Here is a 19,318-nt window from a genome sequence, read left to right as displayed (position 1 = left end):
ATTATTTCTGTTTGAAATCGCCCCAATTCGATGGTAGTATCAGATGATTCATTTCTCTTGAACAAGAGATAAGCAGCGTTGGTAAGCTTGTTGTCGCGTAAAAGGTTGTATTTTGAAATGAATGCCAATGGATTCTCTTTGATGGTAATGTTGTTAAGGGCTATTGCTTCGATGGATGCCTGAATCTTTTCTGTTGATATATCATCCAATGAATGAATAAGATCAGGGAACGCATCCCAGCTTGAGTTAAGCGATTGTAAATGAAGATCAACAACTTCTGAAATTGATAACAGGTGATTTGAGTTCCCGACTCGTTTAAAATATCTGCCCTTAGTGCACACAGGCTTCACCGGATATTCTATCACTCTCATCAAAACTACTATCTTTCCATCAATGATGATAGTTTGGCAATCAGGTATAATTTGTGGAATGGTTTTACCTTTCACTTCATTGACCCAATTTGCTAGAGACTCTTTTCCAGTAGTTATCCCTTTTATTTCAGCATCATCCGAGACCCCGATATAAACAGTTCCTCCTCTAGTATTTGAAAAGGCTACCAGAGTTTCAATAGCAGATTCATTAAAAGTTGTTTTGAATTCGATTTGATCAGTTTCTTTGGCCGGGATCATTGATGTGAAAAGTAAAAAAGTAACTACAGGTTTCTTGTACCATTCAGAATCTTCGAATAGTTGGTATCCTTATTCTCTGTAAAACTCATTGTAACTTGATTCAATTTTTCCCCTTTTATCTTTTGTCTTTCTTTTATTCACTCCAAACAACCCTTTTTATGTAATCGGTATAACTTAGGATAATGCGCACTACTTTTTCGGAGACATTGGGCGTGGAGTAGTCTGCTACGGGTCTGAAGTTTCTTGGGGGTTGAGTTGTTGATGGGTTGATTCGTTGAGTTGTTGAGTCGTTGAGTTGTTGGTAGTTTAAGCCGGTGTGTTGGTATTGGAGCTGGACGAGGCCTTGCAGAATGCGTTCGGGATTGAGGCCAACCATCATCACACTGGCTTCTTCCATGGCTTCGGGGCGTTCGTGGGCTTCGCGGATGTTGAGGGCGCGGAAGTTGAGGATGGACGATTCTTCGGAGATGGTACCGGAGTCGGAGAGAACTGCGAAGGCGTTGATTTGAAGTGCGTTATAGTCGGAGAAGCCGAGGGGCTTGAGGAAGTGGATTAGGGGGTTAAGTTGTTGAGGGGTTGAGGGGTTGAGGGGTTGAGGGGTTGAGGGGTTGAGTCGTTGAGTTGTTGAGTCGTTGAGTTGTTGAGTTGTTGAGGGGTTGATTTTTGAGTCGTGATCGGTGATGGGTGGGTTGTACGCATCCTGATTTGCGCTTAACTCATTACCCATTACTGATTCAAGTCTTTTTCGGGTGCGGGGGTGGGTGGAGACGATGATGGGATAACCGTATTTCTCGGCTATGAGGTTGAGGGCGGTGAGAAGGTTATAGAAGTTTTTGTCGTTGTTGATGTTTTCTTCGCGATGGGCCGAGACGACGAAATATTTTTCCTTTTCCAGCCCAAGGCGACTCAGGACATCGGAAGCAAGGATTTTAGGCATGTAATGATGTAAAACCTCGTACATGGGGCTGCCGGTTTTGATGATGCGGTCGGGCGGCAGGCCTTCACGCAGCAGGTATTCGCGAGCTATGCTACTGTAAGTGAGGTTGATATCGGCGATGTGGTCAACAATCTTGCGATTTGTCTCCTCGGGCACGCGCTGGTCGAAGCAGCGGTTGCCGGCCTCCATATGAAAGATAGGGATATGGCGTTTCTTGGCCGGTATGGTGCAAAGGCAGGAATTGGTATCACCCAGCACCAGGAAGGCGTCGGGTTTTTCTTTTTCGAGGATGGGGTCTATATTGATGAGGATTTGTCCGATGGTAGCGGCGGCGTTGGCCCCGGCGGCATCCAGAAAGTAATCGGGCTTGCGGATGCCCATGTCTTCAAAAAATATCTGGTTGAGCTCGTAGTCGTAATTTTGCCCGGTATGCACCAGTATGTGGTGAATGGCTTCGGAGCGGTCAAGTGCGGCAATCACACGCGAAAGACGAATGATCTCGGGGCGGGTACCGACGACGGTGAGGACTTTGAGTTTTTGCATGGTGAGGTGGTAAGATGGAAAAGTGCTAAGGTGCTAAGGAGGAAGGGTGGTAGGGTGGTAGGGTGGTAGGGTGGTAAGGTGGTAGGGTGGTGAGGTGAGTGAATTAGAGTTTTTTACGGAGTGAGCGGATGAGTCCGAATATCATGCTTCTGATATGGTTGATGTTTGGCTGTAACTCGATTGATTGAATGTAATTGAGGCGATAGGCAAGTTCCAGATGTGTTTCTATTTCAGCAAGTGAGCCATTGGCAATATTCAGAAATTGAAGAAATTCCTTTGTAGAATGACGCCCTGATCCTTCGGCAATATTTGACGCCACTGAAACTGCAGCCCGGCGCAATTGTGATGTTAATCCATATAACTCTGTACTGGGGAAGGATTGGGTAATCCTGTAGATATCCACTGAAAGTTCCATGGATTTTTTCCAAACATCCAGATCCCGAAAACTGCTTACCCTAGTTACATCCCTTTCCATAATTAATTTATTATCCTCTTGTATGACTTTCATTTAGCTTCACCCTTACCCACCTGCTCTTTTCTACACTTTACCACTTTTTTACTTTTCCACTTTTCCACTTTTCCACCACAAACTAAACTTTCTCAAAATAAGTATCTGCATCCTCAGGATTGAAATGTTCGCTGATCCAGAAGATGGTGTAAAGCTCTTCATCGCCTGTGTTGGTGATGTTGTGCGTGTGCCAGATGGGCATATCGACGAAGGCCGGCTGGTTGCCGTCGAGGTCGAAGTTCATGACTTTGTCCGTGCCAATGCGACGCAGCTGAATGCGGGCTTTACCTTTGATGACAGCGAAGCGTTCGGCTTTTCGGGTATGGAAGTGGTTGCCGCGGGTGATGCCGGGAACAGTTGTGCTAAAACTTACCTGGCCTCCGCTGTTGAGTTTGACAACTTCGACAAAACTGCCGCGGTTGTCTGTGTTTAGCCTCAGGTGATAGGGAAAGAACGTAGGGTGATCGATGTAGCAGAGGAAGGTGTTAAACAGGTTGCGCTCGAAGGCGGTGTCGAGGTTGGGTATTTCTCCCTTTTCGAAGTAGTTGGTTTTGAATACCTCAAGTTTTTTTAGCAAATCCGAAACTATTATTGTTGAGGTATGGGGGATGATTTTAGATTCACAGGGTTTCACAGAGTTACTCACAGTGTTACACGGTGAATGACTCTGTGAGACCCTGTGCAACAGAATGTTGGATATAATCTCATTCACCAATTCGCCTACATAAATCAATTTCAGTTCTCCATCCACCTCTATTTTTGGTGTTTCGTCGTGGGTGAGTTGATGACAGAATGTGGCCACGACAGAGTTATAATAAGGATGACCGAATGGGCCAAACACGTTTGGAATGATGAGACCGGTAAAGCGGGCATTGTTTTTATGTGCCCATTGTTCAAAGAGCTGCCGTCCCTCGCGTTTGGATTTGCCATATAGGTTGTCGCGTTCTTCCTGGGTGGAGGAAGAAAAGAGGATATGCGGAGTGGAGTTGGTGGCTTCGCAGGCGGCAATGAGTTGTTTGACAAGGCGGATATTGGTGTTGTAAATGACCTGTGGGTCGTTGTGCCGGTTCATTGCGGCGAGGTGGACGATGGCGTCGCAGGAGTTGACGAAGCGTTTCAGCTTTGACTCATCCTGAAAATAGGTGTCCTCGAAGGGAATGCGTTCGAATTTATCAGGGTAAAGCCCCAGGGTGTTGAAGAGGTGCGTGCCTACGAAGCCTGACTGGCCTGTGATGCCTATTTTGATCATGAGTTAAGTTTCACAGTGTTGCACGGAGTTTTACACGGTGTCTCACGGAGTTTTTCATAAAACCAGGCGTTTAATACCATTTTTGAGGCTTTTTGTATAGAAGTTAATAAGTAGCCCGGTGTGTTTTCCAGATAATTTTAAATAGGTTAGTACTTGTGCAGTGTGCACATCGCTAAATTCTTCAACGGTTTTCAGCTCAACAACTACCCTGTCTTCAACTAAAATATCGATCCTGTATCCACAATCAAGCCTCACTTCCTCATAAATTAATGGAAGAGGCTTTTCTTCCTCAACTCTCAATCCCTTTTTCCTTAACTCATATACAAGACAAGCCCGGTAGGAAGATTCCAGCAGTCCAGGACCAAGCGAGGAGTGAACTTTATAGGCTGAATCCAGAATTTCGTGTGTAAGTAGGTTGGTTTCCATTTCAAATGATCTCAGTGTTACTCTGTGTTTAACTCTGAGTTACACTGTGTAATAAATTTCCATAACTCAAAAGGAAACCTTATATCATCCAATTTTGAGTCTTCCAGTAGCATATCCGAAAACACCATCAAAGTTGAATCTGCTTCGAGGGCTTTAAAGCCGTTGACGTGGCCGGGAGGGATGGTTAGTATTTCGCTTTGGGTGTCTGAGAGGGTATAGGCATTGATTTTGAGGTCTTTGGAGGGTGACTCCCAGTTATCGATGGCTATCCAGTTGATGATGAAAATGCCTTTGGTGACGAAGAAGTGTTTGGTTTCTTTTTTGTGGCCCTGCCAGGCGCGGATGGTATGTGTGTCGTGGTGGGTGATGGCATAAAAGCGTTTGATGCCATCGAATGTGAAGTCGTTGACGAAACGGACTGTTCCACGATGATCTGTGAATATGTTTCCTTTGATGAGTTTCAATAGTTTATGGTATCACAGTGTTACAGGGTGTTATCACAGTGTTGCACAGTGTTGGCTTTGTGAGGATCTGAATGAAAAATCTATTAATCCGGATATTGTATTGCTTCTGAATCCCCGAGGATGTCGCGGCGAATCATGGGGAGTTTAAGCAAAAGCTGTTTCATCCCTTCTTTATCCAGTCGGTGGGTGTTGTGCGAGTGATATTCTTCAAACTTCTCAACGTCCACAGTACCTTCTGAGAAATAAATATTGTAGTTTAGGTCACGGTTGTCGGCAGGGATGCGGTAATATCCTCCCATGTCTTCGGCTTTGATCATGTCTTCTCGGCTGACGAGCGTTTCATAGAGTTTCTCGCCATGTCGGGTGCCGATAATTTTAATATCGTTGTCCGATTTGTATAACTCTAATAAAGCTTTGGCAAGCGTTTCGATGGTAGCCGCCGGGGCTTTTTGGACAAAGATATCTCCGTTATTGCCGTTCTCGAAAGCGTAAAGTACCAGGTCGACAGCATCTTCAAGGGTCATCATGAAGCGCGTCATGTTGGGGTCGGTGATGGTGAGGGCTTTTCCGGTTTTAATCTGTTCCACGAAGAGGGGAATAACCGATCCGCGGGAGGCCATGACGTTGCCATACCTTGTTCCGCAGAACACTGTACCGGTGCCATCCAGATTGCGTGAACGTGCTACCATCACCTTTTCCATGAGGGCCTTCGACATTCCCATGGCGTTGATGGGATAGGCGGCTTTGTCGGTGCTGAGCACTACTACACGCTTTACCCCATTCTTTTCCGCTGATGCAAGGACGTTGTCGGTACCGAGAATATTGGTCTTCACCGCTTCGATGGGGAAAAACTCACAGGAAGGCACCTGTTTGAGGGCTGCAGCGTGAAAGATATAATCCACCCCTTTGGCTGCCATGTCAACAGCACTCTGATTGCGCACATCGCCGATGTAGAATTTAATCTTTGGATTGTTGAGGCGTTTACGCATGTCGTCCTGCTTCTTTTCGTCGCGCGAGAAAATGCGGATTTCACGGAAGCGTTGGTCGTTGATAAACCGATGAAGTACGGCATTGCCAAACGAGCCGGTGCCGCCGGTAATGAGGAGGGTGCTATTGGGTTGGATTTTCATTTTTGACTTTCAGACCTTTTTTAAATGGAACGCTAATGATGCTGACTTGGCTGATTATCGCTGAAATCTGAAGTTAGAGGTATATCAAATTTAATTTATCAAAGCCTTCCATCCACCATCTCCTTGGGCAGGATGCTTTTTACATCGAAGATGACTGCTCCTGCTGCCTTATGGGCGGTGAGGTCGATGTGAAGGAATTCCTGATGTGCCACAGCCATAACCAGGGCTTCATAGCCGTTGTTTTCGGGGTATTGGGTCAGGATGTCGATGCCGTATTCGTGTTTTACTTCTTCGGGATTGGCCCAGGGGTCGAAGATGTCCACCACAAGGCCGTAGGAGCGCAGTTCGTGGTAGATGTCCACCACGCGGGTGTTGCGGATGTCGGGGCAGTTTTCCTTGAAGGTGATGCCCAGGATGAGGGCTCGGGCGCCACGTACGGTCTGGCCACGGCGGAGCATGAGCTTGACCACCTCGCCGGCGACGTATGCACCCATGCCGTCGTTGAGACGGCGTCCGGCAAGGATGATCTCGGGGTGGTAGCCTACTTCCTGTGCCTTCTGGGCCAGGTAGTAGGGATCGACGCCGATGCAGTGGCCTCCGACCAGTCCGGGCCTGAAGGGCAGGAAGTTCCACTTGGTGCCGGCTGCCTCGAGCACCTCGAGGGTGTCGATGCCCATGCGGTTGAAGATCTTGCTCAGCTCGTTGACGAAGGCGATGTTGATGTCGCGCTGGGCGTTTTCGATCACCTTGGCGGCTTCAGCCACCCTGATACTAGGGGCCAGGTGAGTGCCGGCGGTTACGATGGTTTTGTACAGGTCGTCAACGAAGCGGCCTACCTCGGGGGTGCTGCCGCTGGTTACCTTTTTGATGGTGGTAAGGCGGTGCACCTTGTCGCCGGGGTTGATGCGCTCGGGGCTATAGCCGACGAAGAAGTCGCGGTTGAAGGTCATGCCCGAGACCCGCTCAAGGACGGGGACGCAGTCTTCTTCGGTGGCGCCGGGATAGACGGTACTTTCGTAGATGACGATGTCGCCATTTTTGAGGATGCTGCCCACGGTTTCGGAGGCTTTGATGAGTGGGGTGAGGTCGGGGCGGTTGTGTTTGTCGGTGGGGGTGGGCACGGCCACGATGTGGATGGTGCAGTGGCGGATGTGTGCTTTGTCGTTGGTGACGAAGAGTCCGGGCACACCGGGGGCAGGTGCTTGCTGGAGCACCTGTTGCAGTTCGTGGTCTTCCACCTCGAGGGTGGGGTCGGTGCCGCGGCGGAGGTCGGCGATGCGGCGGGGGTTGATGTCGAAGCCGACCACGGGATAATGTTTAGCAAACTCTACGGCTAATGGGAGGCCTACGTAGCCGAGGCCGATGACGGAAAGATCGGGCATAGGGGGGCGGGTTGAGGGTGACGGGTGACGGGTGACGGGGTGACGGGTGACGGGTGACGGGTGACGGGTTGAGGGTGACGGGTGGCGGGGTGTGGTTAGAGTTTCTTTTTGAGCGAATTGATTAGGTTGATCAACATTTTACGAATTTTAGTCAGCTGATCAATCGGCACTTCGTTTCTTTGGCTAAACCCTAACTGTATTGCAACTTCGAGTTGAGTTTCTAGTTCAGCGGCCGATCCGAGAGAGTGATAAAGGAATCTAATAAATTCTTTGGTGCTGCTGTGAGCCGCTCCTTCGGCAATATTTGAGGCTATCGAAACAGCGGCTCTCCTCATTTGACTGGAGAGTCCAAAGCGCTCCGAGTCAGGTAACGTATCCGTGATTCGATAAACACTAACGATAAAAGTCATAGTTTCTCTGTAAACTTCTAAATCCTTGTGCGTCATATTTATGTTTATAACTTGATTGTTGATTTAAGGACTACCCATAGGGCTCCTATACTGCCAGAATATTGTTACATTGAGGAACTTTAATCAAAATACTCATTGGTCTATCAAGGTCAAAAACAATTTGCGTCATATTATTAGTTTCTCATCATGCAGACTGTCACCCGTCACTCTTCACTCTTCACCAAACATGCTATCGCCTTCTAAGTCCCATACATTTTTTGTAAGGAACTGAAGGACAGGGTGTTGTCCCAGTGCTGGCGCGAGGGCGCTCAGGCCGTATGTTGCCACACTTTCAACAGCTTTTGCTTGTTGAGGTGGGGCAGTTGCTGTGCGAACTCCTGTGGAGTGAACACGGCATATTTTATGGTGCGGGTCAGGTGTTCCTGTGCTTTGGCCACCAGACTTTCGAGGTAGTCGAGGTCGATGTTGTCGCCCACAATGATGAGGTTGATCTCGTTGCTGTCGATGCCGCGGGCCAGGTTGCCAATGAGGTAAACTTCTTTGGGTTGACCGAGATTCTTTATCACCTTGTCAATGATGCGGTCGATGCCGACATATTTATGTACCAGGCTGCGGATGTCGCTGAAGAGGGGGTGGCTGGTGTTGGCCCGGAACACCTTGCGGTTTGCCTGTTGGTCGGCCACGAGCAGTCCTGCTTCTTCGAAGCGGTTGAGTTCCTGCCGGATGGCATTGGTGCTTTCGCCGAACTCAGCCTCCAGTCCGCGCAAATAGCCGGTGCTGCCGGAGTTCATGAAGAACTTCAGCATGAGCTTGATGCGGGTTTTGGAGGTGATGAGGGCTTCGAGCATTGGGGATTCAAAGATTCAAAGATTGGGGCTTGGGGGTTAGGGGTTGCGGGTTACGGGTTTAGGGTTGCGGGTTACGGGTTTAGGGTTACGGGTTTAGGGTTGCGGGTTAAGAGTTGCGGGTTAAGAGTTGCGGGTTAAGGGTTAAAGTAAACGGTAGGTTTTCATCGGTTGCTGGTCGATATTGAGTAGCAAAATTACTCATTGAGGGATATGATGCAAGTTTTTTGGTGAAAAATTTTTGTTAAAGGTGACGGGTTACGGGTTACGAGTTACGAGTTACGGGAGGTGGTATTAGTTGTTGTAGTTATCTTAGTTCGGATTTGCTTGATGGTTTCCGAATTTGTGTAATAGAATTTTTTGTCAAAGACGGGATGTATTTAAAGCACTCAAAAAGAAACACTTGACACTTTATCCGGGTTGGGCGGGGAGGAAGGGCGAACGGCGGGAAGGGCGGAGGAGGGTTGTCATTGTTGTCGTAGTTGTCGGTGGTTGTTGGTGGTTGTCATGGTTGTATCCGGGAAAATCAGCCTGATCTGTGTGATCAGCGTTCTGTTTTGAGGATGGAACACTGAGGACGCTGATTGAGCAGATGGTCACGGATTAAAACAGTGGAAATCAGCCAGATCAGTGTTATCTGCGTTCGATTGTTGGGAATAGAAAGATTCGAGGGGTGGTGGGTAGTTTGTTACGGGTCAAGCGTTGCGGGTTACGGGAGGTTGTCGTTGTTGTCGTTGGTTGTCATTGGTTGTATCCGGGAAAATCAGCCTGATCTGTGTGATCAGCGTTCTGTTTTGAGGATGGAACACTGAGGACGCTGATTGAGCAGATGGTCACAGATTAAAACAGTGGAAATCAGCCAGATCAGTGTTATCTGCGTTCGATTGTTGGGAATAGAAAGATTCGAGGGGTGGCGGGGAGTTTGTTACGGGTTAGGAGTTGCGGGTTACGGGAGGTTGTCGTTGTTGTCGTTGGTTGTCATTGGTTGTATCCGGGAAAATCAGCCTGATCTGTGTGATCAGCGTTCTGTTTTGAGGATGGAACACTGAGGACGCTGATTGAGCAGATGGTCACAGATTAAAACAGTGGAAATCAGCCAGATCAGTGTTATCTGCGTTCGATTGTTGGGAATAGAAAGATTCGAGGGGTGGCGGGGAGTTTGTTACGGGTTAGGAGTTGCGGGTTACGGGAGGTTGTCGTTGTTGTCGTTGGTAGTCATGGTTAATTGGTGACGGGTGACGGGTGACGGGGTGCGGGTGACGGGTGGCGGGGAGTTTGTTACGGGTCAAGAGTTGCGGGTTACGGGAGGTTGTCGTAGTTGTGGGAGTTGTCGTAGTTGTCGGTGGTAGTCATGGTTAATTGGTGACGGGTGACGGGTGACGGGTGACGGGGTGCGGGTGACGGGTGGCGGGTTGCGGGGAGTTTGTTACGGGTTAGGAGTTGCGGGTTACGGGAGGTTGTCGTTGTTGTCGTTGGTTGTCATTGGTTGTATCCGGGAAAATCAGCCTGATCTGTGTGATCAGCGTTCTGTTTTGAGGATGGAACACTGAGGACGCTGATTGAGCAGATGGTCACAAATTAAAACAGTGGAAATCAGCCAGATCAGTGTTATCTGCGTTCGATTGTTGGGAATAGAAAGATTCGAGGGGTGGTGGGTAGTTTGTTACGGGTCAAGCGTTGCGGGTTACGGGAGGTTGTCGTAGTTGTGGGAGTTGTCGTAGTTGTCGGTGGTAGTCATGGTTAATTGGTTGCGGGTGGCGGGTTGGGTTTGAGTAGCGAAATTACTCAACAGGAAAAAAGATGTAGGTTTTTGATCATAAATTTTCGTTAAGGCGTGGGCACGCTGCTTATTATTCTGATATTCATATATTTACATTTATGTACGTGCCTGAAAACCGGGAGCAATGTTACATTGATACTTAAGGTTTGACAAAAAAATCATGCTGAATTAAATCGCGAATCGTCTGAAAGTTACATTTTAGCAAAATTTTAACATCTAATCCATGAGAGTTCAACTTTTAGTGTTTTTTCTGCTCCTGGCGATAGGGCATTACGGGCAGGAAACTGCCAAAGGAAGGGTTTTTGATGATGCCAACGGAAATGGCCGGCGCGATAGGAATGAGAAGGGCATCTCAGGAACCGCTGTGTCCAATGGCCGCGATGTGGTGGTTACAGCTTCTGATGGTTCTTATCAGATTCCGATCAGGGAGGGCGATATCCTTTTTGTCATCAAACCATCAGGATATCAATATCCAGTGGATAATTACCAACTGCCCCAGTTTTATTATATCCACAAACCAAAGGGTTCGCCGGCATTAAAATTTCCCGGATCTGAACCCAGCGGGAAGCTTCCGCCCTTCATAGATTTTCCCTTGAAAAGAACGAACGAAACAGATACTTTCAGCATTGTTGTTTTTTCGGATCCCCAGCCCTACAACGAACAACAGCTTGAGTGGTACGGCAAGGTGGTTGAACAGGAATTAAGCCATTTGAGAGGTCACAGCTTTGGTGTCACTTTGGGCGACCTGACCGGCGACAGGCCGGATTTTTTCCAGTCGCTCAACGAGCACACCGCCAGGGCAGGCATCCCGTGGTTTCATGCGATTGGCAATCACGACCTTAACTATGATGCTGAAGATATTGCGCACTCTGACGAAAGCTTCGAAAAGATATACGGCCCTTCGACCTATGCGTTCAACCACGGCAAAGTACATTTTGTGGTGCTCAACAATGTGATCTTTCCCAACACACACAGTTCAGGCAGGTATGTTGGCGGCCTGACCGATGATCAGCTACAGTTCCTTTACAACGATCTTCAACATGTGCCTTCTGACAGACTGGTCGTATTGATGATGCATATTCCTCTTTACAATCCACCCGGATGGGGGGTGTCGTTTTTACCTGAATCAAGAAGGCGCTTATTCGATTTGCTGAAAGATTTTCCGCACACTTTTTCCATGGCTGGTCACATGCATCTGCAACGCCATGATTACTTTGGTGCTGAAGATGACTGGTTTGGCACAACCCTTCACCACCATTATACGGTTGGTACCATCGGGGGGGACTGGTGGTCGGGAAGTCCGGATGCCATGGGAGTTCCGGAGGCCACAATGTACGACGGTACGCCCAAAGGATACAACCTCATCAGGTTTGAGGGGGTAAACTACCAGTGGGATTATAAAGTGGTTGGGGCTTCTGAAGATGAGCGTATGCGGGTGTATCATCCAAAGGTGTATGCGGCAGGAAAAAACCAACGCGCAGATATCTATGTGAATTTTTATCAGGGCAGTATTACCGACAGCGTGTTCTTCAGTTTCGATGGCGCCAGCTGGAATAAGATGAGGTATGTGGTTGAACCTGACCCATTCAGCTATGCGGTGGTTACACACTGGGATAACAGCAATCCGCTGCCCGAGGGAAGCCGGCCTTCGCAGCCCCTGGAGTGCCGTCATTTATGGAAGGCCCGGCCCGGAAAGCTTCCCGGCAAAGGTGTGCATACCTTATATGTAAGAGCTTATCAACACGGACGTGTTTTTGAGGCGAGAAGTCTGGTGGAAGTTGATTAAAAGGGCTGAGGGCAATTCGCCAGGCACAAAAGTGCCGGTTTATGATTGCAGCGCGTGTCGTGCTTGTCATTGTTTTTGTTGGTGTGAAGAGAGGAACCGGTTGATTTGGGTCGTTGATCGGGAATGATGATGCCGCTGATGAGGTTACGGTTTTCCGAATAACCCGTTACACATAACCTGTAACACATCCGTATTCCACTTACAGGCCGGGGGTTATCGCGGCTAAATAGATAATTTTGCCGAAATTTTTCAGATGAGCGGCAAGCATGGTTTACTGGACAAGATAGATTCCCCGGCGGATCTGAAGGGATTGCAGGTGGGGCAGCTGGCAAAGCTGGCGGAGGAGATACGCAGCCTGATCCTGGATGTGGTGGCAGTGAATGCCGGTCATCTGGGGGCTTCGCTGGGTGCAGTGGAGCTTGCTGTGGCGCTTCACTACGTGTTCGACACCCCGGAAGACAAGATCGTATGGGATGTGGGCCATCAGGCTTATGCCCACAAGATCCTCACTGGGCGCAGGGAAGCCTTTGCCAGCCTGCGACGCTGGGAAGGTCTGAGTGGTTTCCCCTCGCGCGATGAGAGTATCTATGACTGCTTTGGCACTGGTCATGCCTCCACTGCCCTTTCGGCTGCGCTGGGTCTGGCCCATGCGGCAAGGATGCAGGGTCAGATGCAGCGGCATCACATTGCCGTGGTGGGCGATGGCGCCATGACGGGAGGGATGTTTTTCGAGGCGCTCAACCAGGCAGGCAAGCAGGATGTGAACCTGCTCATCGTGCTCAACGACAACGACATCTCCATCGACAAAACTTCAGGCGCTTTGCGCGAATACCTGAGCAGGGTGCGCCGGGGCGATTACGGAGAACAGCACCCTCTGTTCGAAGCCTTCGGGATACCGCACCTGGGGCTGGCCGACGGACATGATGCCGGAATGTTGGTCAGCAAACTTCAGGAAGCCAAAGCGATGGCCGGAGTAAAATTGCTGCATGTGGTAACCACCAAAGGCAAAGGCTTCGGGCAGGCTGAGCTGGAACAGGTGTTGTTTCATTCGCCGGGCCGCTTCGACAGGCTCACAGGCAAGCTCTACCAGGCCCATATGGGCAACCGCATGCTCTGGCAACATGTGTTCGGGCAAACCATGGCCGAGCTGGCCGCAATGAACCCCCGCATCGCAGTGATCACCCCGGCCATGCCCACCGGAAGCTCGGTGAACATGGTCGCCGAAAAATTTCCCGACAGGGTGTTCGACGTAGATATCGCCGAGCAACATGCGCTGACTTTTTCGGCCGGACTGGCAGCAGGGGGCATGCTGCCCTATTGTGTGGTGTATTCCACCTTTCTGCAACGGGCTATGGATCAGCTGATTCACGACATTGCGCTGCAAAAACTGCCTGTGGTGCTGTGCATCGACCGGGCAGGCCTGGTGGGCGAAGATGGGGCAACACATCAGGGGGCTTTCGACCTTGCCTTTTTGCGCAGCATCCCCAACCTCACCCTGGCTGCACCCATGGATGCCGGAAGCCTGCGCAACCTGCTGTTCAGCGCGCAACACCATAGCGACGGTCCCATAACCATACGTTATCCCCGCGGTCCGGTGGAACGTCCTGAATGGGACAGTCCGCCTACAGGCCTCGAAATTGGCAAAGGCCGGAGGCTGACCCAGGGGGACAGGATAGCCATCCTGAGCCTGGGCGCTGCCGGACAAAGGGTGCAACAGGCGCTGGAGCTGCTCGGCGAAAAAGGCCTATATCCTTCGCATTACGACCTCATCTTTGCCAAGCCTCTGGATGAAGCGCTGCTGAAGGAGGCTTTTGCTAATCACGCGTCCATCCTGACGGTTGAAGACGGGGTACTGGCTGGCGGGCTGGGCAGCGCCGTGCTGGAATGGGCCTCGGCCAATGGATGCAACAACAAGGTGGTACGGTTGGGTATGCCGGACAGCTTTGTGCATCATGGAAAAGTGGAACAGCAGCTGAGGCATTGCGGGCTGGATGCAGCGGGAATTGCGGAGGCTGTATGGGGAATGGGCGACTTGGCGAGGGGGTGACTTGGCGACGGGGAGACGGGGTGACTTGGCGAGGGGGCGAGGGGGAGACTTGGAGACTGGGTGACGGGTGAGGGGGAGACGGGGTGACGGGTATCGGGTTACGAGTTACGAGTTATGGGAGGTGGTATTAGTTGTTGTAGTTATCTTAGTTCGGATTTGCTTGATGGTTTCCGAATTTGTGTAATATAATTTTTTGTCGAAGATGGGATGTATTTAAAGCACTCAAAAAGAAACACTTGACACTTTATCCGGGTTGGGCGGGGAGGAAGGGCGAACGGCGGGAAGCGCCCGGAGTGAATGCAGCAAGGGCAGCAAATCTTGTGAGGCAGCACGCGCCCCAGCGCGGGCTGTTTGCGTTACAGCATGCGAGGAAAAAGTTTTAGTAAAGCATTATGCTCCTGCTCAATGAAAGTTGAAGGATGAACAATGGCATGCTGTAATGCACTCCTCACTTAGATTTGCGCCCTTGATGCAGAGCGGGGAGCTAGCTTCGTTCGCCCAAGGCCTTTTGGTTCTTTTGGGCCAGCAAAAGAACATGAAAAAAAGGCGCTGGTTTTGGGATACAAATAAGTCAGGAGAGGGTTGTCATTGTTTTTGGTGGTTGTCATGGTTGTATCCGCTAAAATCAGCTTGATCAGTGTAAAGTGTATTCTGTTTTTGAGGATGGAACACTGATGACGCAGATTGAACTGATGGTCACGGATAAGAAACAGCGTGAATCAGTCTGATCAGTGTCACCGTGTCCCGGCCTTAGACGGGATCAGCGTTCTATTGTTGTGGATGGAAGGATTCGAAGGGTGAGGGGGAGACTTGGAGAGGGGGAGAGGGGGAGACTTGGCGAAGGGGCGAAAGGGCGACGGGGAGAGGGGGAGACTTGGCGAGGGGGAGAGGGGGCGACGGGGAGAGGGGGGGACTTGGCGGGGGAGACTTGGCGAGGGGGCGAGGGGGCGACTTGGCGAGGGGGAGACTTGGCGAGGGGGAGAGGGGGCGACTTGGCGAGGGGGCGAAAGGGCGACGGGGAGAGGGGGAGACTTGGCGAGGGGGAGAGGGGGCGACGGGGAGAGGGGGGCGACTTGGAGAGGGGGTGACGGGGTGACGGGGCGACGGGTGAAGGGGTGACGGGTGACGGGGAGAATGGGCGATGAGGCGAGGGATTGGATGGACTGGCAAGTGTTTGTTAACTGCACCGGGATGCAAGGGCTTGTCAGGGGGTGAGGATGAGCCTGGTGGTGGCGGTATGGCTGGCTTGCCTTGCCTGAAGAAGGTAAGTGCCGGATGGGAGATTGGCGGTGGTCAGATCTTCGAGCCTGAAAACCTGGCTGCCGGTGGCCGTGGGGATTATCCGGGACTGGCAAGTATGTTTTAATTGCATAAGGTTGCAAGGGCTTGTCAGGGGGTGAGGATGAGCCTGGTGGTGGCGGTATGGCTGGCTTGCCTTGTCTGAAGAAGGTAAGTGCCGGCTGGGAGATTGGCGGTGGTCAGATCTTCGAGCCTGAAAACCTGGCTGCCGGTGGCCGTGGGGATTATCCGGGTCTGGTAAACAAGTTGTCCCTGATTGTTGATGAGATGCAGATGCACCGGATGTGCTGCTTGCACTTCGAGGCTCAGGCTGGGTGTGGTGTTCCTGCTGGCAGGATTTGGGAAGAGCTTGATATCGAATTGGTTTGAGGCTTTATGAGCAATATCATTAAGCGAGGTAATCTGGCTGAGGTTAAGCCTGTAAGCCGAGTTGCCGTAGGTGCCGGCCACCAGGGTATAGGTGGGCATATGAATTTTGAGGTCGGTTACAGGCACCATGGGCATGCCTTCCATGAGGCTTTGCCATTGCTGGCCGACGTTTTCGGTGTAGAAGATGCCTGCATCAGTGCCCACATACAGCCAGCCTTCGCGTTGCGGATCGGGGACGATGACGTTGACGGGCAACAGGGGCAGGTTGCCCTGAATGGGCGTCCAGGTCTGGCCTAGGTTTGTTGACTTAAATACGTAAGGATGAGGCTCATCCCATCGGAAGCCTGAGACGGTGGCGTAGATGGTGTTCACTTCGAAGGGGTCGAAAGCCAGGCGGGTGATCCAGCGCAGGGGCAGGCCGGCCGTGATTTCGGTCCAGAACAGTCCGCCGCTGGTGCTCAGGTGCACGCGGCCGTCGTCGGTGCCGGCCAGCACCAGGTTGGGGTTAAGGCGCGAGATGGCTAAGGTGCTGATGGTACTGAAGCCACTGGAGGCCAGTTGACGGGTGAGGTCGGCGCTCACGGCCTGCCACGACTGGCCTTTGTTGGTTGTTTTCCAGACGCGGTGTGTGCCGAAATAAAGTGTTTGAGGATCAGTGGGATGCATGATAAGGGGCGATGACCAGTTGGTGCGTTCGCCCGACCAGTTGGAGCCTATCCAGCTGAAGCTCAGGCCGCCGTTGTCGCTGCGGTAAAGGTTACCCCATTGCGATTCGGCGTAAATGGTGTTGGAATTGGTGTAGTCCACAAGCGTGTAAAAGCCGTCGCCGCCAAGGATGCGGTCCCAGTTGTCGTTGGCGCCGGTCCAGGTGCGCACGGTATTGTTGTCCTGAGTGCCGCCGTAAAGGCGTTGGGGGTTGAGGTAATCCACCTCGATGGTATAGAACTGGGTGAGTGGCAGCTTGTTTATTTTAGTCCACGACGCCCCGAGATCGGCTGAGCGGTAGAGGCCACCGTCGTTGCCATGCCACATCAGTCCTGAAACGGGATGAATCCACAGTGCGTGATGGTCAACGTAAATGTCGTTGATGTTGTAATATCCGGCCAGTTGGGTGAAGGTTTGGCCGCCGTTGTCGCTACGGTAGAGGTCGACGCCGAGTATCCAGAACCGGTTGTCGTTGCGCGGGTCGGTGCGTATTTGCCCGAAATACCAGCCAAAGTTGCTGTTCATTCCGGCTACAACTGCGTCGTTGGTGCGCGACCAGCTTTCTCCGCCGTTGATGCTGCGGTAAACGCTTGCCACATACTGACCGTTAATAAGCTGATCGATAAAGGCATAGACGATTTCGGGGTTGTTGCGTCCGATGGCCAGGCCGATGCGTCCGGGGGTGTCGCCTGTGGGCAGGCCGTTGGTCAGTCTCACCCAGTTTTGGCCACCGTCGGTGCTCTTATAGATACCTGAGGTGGGACCATGGGACCGCCGGTAGGTGAGTCCGCGCATGCGTTCCCACATGGAGGCGTAGAGGATGTCGGGGTTGGTGGGGTGTTGCACGATGTCCACGCCCGAGGTGGAGTCGCTTACAAAGAGCACGCGCTGCCAGTTGTCGCCTCCATCAATGCTACGGTAGATGCCACGCATCTGATTGGGGCTGAAAAGGTTGCCTAAAGCTGCCACGAAAATGCGCTGGCTGTTGCTGTGGTCAACGACGATGCGGCCGATATAGGCCGATTGCTCAAGGCCTTTGTGCTGCCAGGTTTCGCCGCCGTCGATGGATTTATAGATGCCATTGCCCACAAAGCTGAAGCTCGACGAATTGGCTTCGCCCGTGCCGGCCCAGACGATTTGAGGATTAGCCGGGTCGATGGCCAGATCGCCAATGGAGATGACCGGTTGCTGCTGAAAAAGGTGTTGCCAGCTCTGGCCGTTGTCGGTGCTTTTGAAGATACCGCCCGAAGCTGCGCCAACGTATATGGTTTCGGGTTGTGAGGCATGGATTTCTATGTCGGTGATTCGGCCGCCGATGTTGTAAGGGCCGGCAGGCTCCCATGCCACCTGACGCAAAGGCGAGCTTTGGTGCAGAGCCTGCGCCTGACGCAAGCCTTCGAGGTAATACTCCTGGCTGAAGCGTCCGTGCGGGAAAACCTTTTGCTTTCCGAGCCAGTCGTTGGGTTCTTTTTTTGGTTCTTTGGCTTCGAGCTTTTCAGGAAACAGCGGGCCCTGAAGTGTTGTACCGGCTTTATCGCGAAGCAGGAAAAACATCGAGACGCTGGCAAGCAAAACGATTATGAGTGCGACAACTGGCTTTTTCATTCGGTTACAATGCATCGTAAGTCGCAAACATACGTTTTTTGAAGGATTCACGGTGGGTTATCGCATGCAGCTAAAAAGAAAAACCGGCCGCATTGGCCGGTTTCGAACAAGCAATAACCAATAAACCTATTAACGAAAAAGTTTTCAGTTGAGGGGGTCGGCCTTGGACTGGCTGACATTGGTCTGGCAGAGGCAGAATCCGTTGCCGGTTTCCCAGTTGCTGTTGGTGATCTGGTTGTACAGCTCCTGGCTAATGTATTGCGGGGTGTAGCTGATGTTGCGGAAACGCATCTGGGCGGCAAAAGCGCGCAGGTGGTTGCGCGAGCCTTTATTGAGCTGGTTGAAGACATAGGTAGCGTCCTGGTTGTCGAGGTCGTTGGCCAGGTGGTTCATCAGGTCGGCAATGTCCACGTCTTCGATGGTAGCGCCAACGATGAAGGCGTTGTTGAGGCTGCTTAGGCCAAGTTCAGTGAGCTGGTCATACAACTGCTGAATCTGGGTGTTGACAAATACGCCGGGTTGATGATCGGCACCAGGATCGGGCAGGTTATATTTGGTAATCAGCGCCTTAATGGCATAAGTATGGACATCTTCGCTTTTGGCGATGTTGCGGAAAATGGGGATGTGCCAACGCTGATACAGTACATTGTACACATCGCGGGCAAGGTATTCTTCTTCGCGTACGAAGGTGATGGCGTCGATCTCGGCCTGGCTGAGCGGCTCGTTGGGAAGGGAGCTGATGCAGGCGTCGATGCAATTGTTGATCACGCCTTGGGTGGCAGGCGATTCACCAGGTTCGATACCCTGAACGTAGCTGGCCGACTTGAGGTTTACGCCATTGAGGCCTTCGTCGGACGATTCGGCTTTTTTGTTGCATGAGGCAAGCATCACGATCATGGTGAAAAGCAACAGGATGGATTTTGTTTTCATGACTTGACAATTTTAAGGTCTGGACAAAAGTATTCTGGTGCTGCGCAAGAGGTGTTACACAATCTTTTGTTTGTTGTCTGAAATTTTTGGATGATGGACGGGATTAAAGAATTCAAAATTCAAAGATTCAAGATTCAAAGATTGGGAAAGAGTCTTGTTACGGGTTACGGGAGGCGGGTTACGGGGGCTGGGAATTCAAAATTCAAAGATTCAAGATTCAAAATTGATTGATTTTGCGGATGTTGAGGGGTTGGTCATCTCGGGCTAAGGCGCG

The 19,318-nt window shown here is 51.1% G+C and carries 15 protein-coding genes; 2 read left to right on the top strand and 13 right to left on the bottom strand.

Features of this window, described 5'->3' with window-relative positions:
• The 10 genes from IPM52_10230 to IPM52_10185 all read right to left on the bottom strand — a co-directional run.
• Positions 1–629 (bottom strand): putative DNA binding domain-containing protein (locus IPM52_10230; GenBank protein ID MBK9291989.1); only part of this gene is annotated, 629 nt, incomplete at its 3' end.
• A 133-nt stretch (positions 630–762) separates the two neighbouring features.
• Positions 763–2,109, bottom strand: coding sequence for a UDP-N-acetyl glucosamine 2-epimerase (locus IPM52_10225; protein MBK9291988.1), 1,347 nt, complete (start codon positions 2,107–2,109; stop codon positions 763–765).
• Between the two features lie 103 nt (positions 2,110–2,212).
• Positions 2,213–2,584 carry a four helix bundle protein gene (locus tag IPM52_10220; GenBank protein MBK9291987.1) on the bottom strand — a complete coding sequence of 124 codons (372 nt, stop codon included), beginning with the start codon at positions 2,582–2,584 and terminating at the stop codon, positions 2,213–2,215.
• A 115-nt stretch (positions 2,585–2,699) separates the two neighbouring features.
• Complete coding sequence (locus tag IPM52_10215; GenBank protein ID MBK9291986.1) at positions 2,700–3,866, bottom strand: NAD-dependent epimerase/dehydratase family protein; 1,167 nt, start codon at positions 3,864–3,866, stop codon at positions 2,700–2,702.
• 54 nt (positions 3,867–3,920) lie between these two features.
• On the bottom strand, positions 3,921–4,292 hold the full coding sequence (locus IPM52_10210) for a GxxExxY protein (protein ID MBK9291985.1): 372 nt from the start codon (positions 4,290–4,292) through the stop codon (positions 3,921–3,923).
• A 17-nt stretch (positions 4,293–4,309) separates the two neighbouring features.
• Positions 4,310–4,756 (bottom strand): hypothetical protein, encoded by a 447-nt coding sequence (locus tag IPM52_10205; protein MBK9291984.1) that lies wholly within the window; start codon positions 4,754–4,756, stop codon positions 4,310–4,312.
• A gap of 83 nt (positions 4,757–4,839) precedes the next feature.
• On the bottom strand, positions 4,840–5,886 hold the full coding sequence (locus tag IPM52_10200) for a polysaccharide biosynthesis protein (protein MBK9291983.1): 1,047 nt from the start codon (positions 5,884–5,886) through the stop codon (positions 4,840–4,842).
• 98 nt (positions 5,887–5,984) lie between these two features.
• Positions 5,985–7,268, bottom strand: coding sequence for a nucleotide sugar dehydrogenase (locus tag IPM52_10195; protein MBK9291982.1), 1,284 nt, complete (start codon positions 7,266–7,268; stop codon positions 5,985–5,987).
• Positions 7,269–7,363: 95 nt separating this feature from the next.
• Entirely contained in the window at positions 7,364–7,714 is a 351-nt protein-coding gene (locus IPM52_10190) for a four helix bundle protein (protein ID MBK9291981.1), read from the bottom strand.
• Between the two features lie 272 nt (positions 7,715–7,986).
• A complete protein-coding gene (locus tag IPM52_10185; protein ID MBK9291980.1) occupies positions 7,987–8,526 on the bottom strand; it encodes an ArsR family transcriptional regulator in 540 nt (179 codons plus the stop codon).
• Positions 8,527–10,526: 2,000 nt separating this feature from the next.
• On the opposite strand from IPM52_10185, the gene IPM52_10180 reads away from it, so the two are divergent.
• Positions 10,527–12,089, top strand: coding sequence for a calcineurin-like phosphoesterase family protein (locus IPM52_10180; GenBank protein ID MBK9291979.1), 1,563 nt, complete (start codon positions 10,527–10,529; stop codon positions 12,087–12,089).
• A gap of 253 nt (positions 12,090–12,342) precedes the next feature.
• Positions 12,343–14,136 carry a 1-deoxy-D-xylulose-5-phosphate synthase gene (locus IPM52_10175; GenBank protein MBK9291978.1) on the top strand — a complete coding sequence of 598 codons (1,794 nt, stop codon included), beginning with the start codon at positions 12,343–12,345 and terminating at the stop codon, positions 14,134–14,136.
• Between the two features lie 1,204 nt (positions 14,137–15,340).
• Here the strand turns inward: IPM52_10175 and IPM52_10170 are convergent.
• The 3 genes from IPM52_10170 to IPM52_10160 all read right to left on the bottom strand — a co-directional run bounded on the left by IPM52_10170 (position 15,341) and on the right by IPM52_10160 (position 19,044).
• Complete coding sequence (locus IPM52_10170; protein ID MBK9291977.1) at positions 15,341–15,508, bottom strand: hypothetical protein; 168 nt, start codon at positions 15,506–15,508, stop codon at positions 15,341–15,343.
• Positions 15,509–15,525: 17 nt separating this feature from the next.
• On the bottom strand, positions 15,526–18,114 hold the full coding sequence (locus IPM52_10165; GenBank protein ID MBK9291976.1) for a T9SS type A sorting domain-containing protein: 2,589 nt from the start codon (positions 18,112–18,114) through the stop codon (positions 15,526–15,528).
• 144 nt (positions 18,115–18,258) lie between these two features.
• The gene (locus IPM52_10160; protein MBK9291975.1) at positions 18,259–19,044 is read right to left on the bottom strand and encodes a DUF2202 domain-containing protein; all 786 of its coding nucleotides are present in this window, start codon (positions 19,042–19,044) and stop codon (positions 18,259–18,261) included.
• Between the last annotated feature and the right edge of the window lie 274 nt (positions 19,045–19,318).

This window comes from Bacteroidota bacterium (genome assembly GCA_016715945.1).
Classification (GTDB): Bacteria; Bacteroidota; Bacteroidia; order Bacteroidales; family F082; genus JALNZU01.
This window is presented reverse-complemented; position numbering and strand designations above follow the sequence as displayed.

Bases quoted from the DNA above. Each gene is read 5' to 3' on its own strand.
- IPM52_10225 (MBK9291988.1), bottom strand. From the start codon at position 2,109: ATGCAAAAACTCAAAGTCCTCACCGTCGTCGGTACCCGCCCCGAGATC.
- IPM52_10220 (MBK9291987.1), bottom strand. From the start codon at position 2,584: ATGGAAAGGGATGTAACTAGGGTAAGCAGTTTTCGGGATCTGGATGTT.
- IPM52_10215 (MBK9291986.1), bottom strand. From the start codon at position 3,866: ATGATCAAAATAGGCATCACAGGCCAGTCAGGCTTCGTAGGCACGCAC.
- IPM52_10210 (MBK9291985.1), bottom strand. From the start codon at position 4,292: ATGGAAACCAACCTACTTACACACGAAATTCTGGATTCAGCCTATAAA.
- IPM52_10200 (MBK9291983.1), bottom strand. From the start codon at position 5,886: ATGAAAATCCAACCCAATAGCACCCTCCTCATTACCGGCGGCACCGGC.
- IPM52_10195 (MBK9291982.1), bottom strand. From the start codon at position 7,268: ATGCCCGATCTTTCCGTCATCGGCCTCGGCTACGTAGGCCTCCCATTA.
- IPM52_10190 (MBK9291981.1), bottom strand. From the start codon at position 7,714: ATGACGCACAAGGATTTAGAAGTTTACAGAGAAACTATGACTTTTATC.
- IPM52_10185 (MBK9291980.1), bottom strand. From the start codon at position 8,526: ATGCTCGAAGCCCTCATCACCTCCAAAACCCGCATCAAGCTCATGCTG.
- IPM52_10180 (MBK9291979.1), top strand. From the start codon at position 10,527: ATGAGAGTTCAACTTTTAGTGTTTTTTCTGCTCCTGGCGATAGGGCAT.
- IPM52_10175 (MBK9291978.1), top strand. From the start codon at position 12,343: ATGAGCGGCAAGCATGGTTTACTGGACAAGATAGATTCCCCGGCGGAT.
- IPM52_10170 (MBK9291977.1), bottom strand. From the start codon at position 15,508: ATGCAATTAAAACATACTTGCCAGTCCCGGATAATCCCCACGGCCACC.
- IPM52_10165 (MBK9291976.1), bottom strand. From the start codon at position 18,114: ATGAAAAAGCCAGTTGTCGCACTCATAATCGTTTTGCTTGCCAGCGTC.
- IPM52_10160 (MBK9291975.1), bottom strand. From the start codon at position 19,044: ATGAAAACAAAATCCATCCTGTTGCTTTTCACCATGATCGTGATGCTT.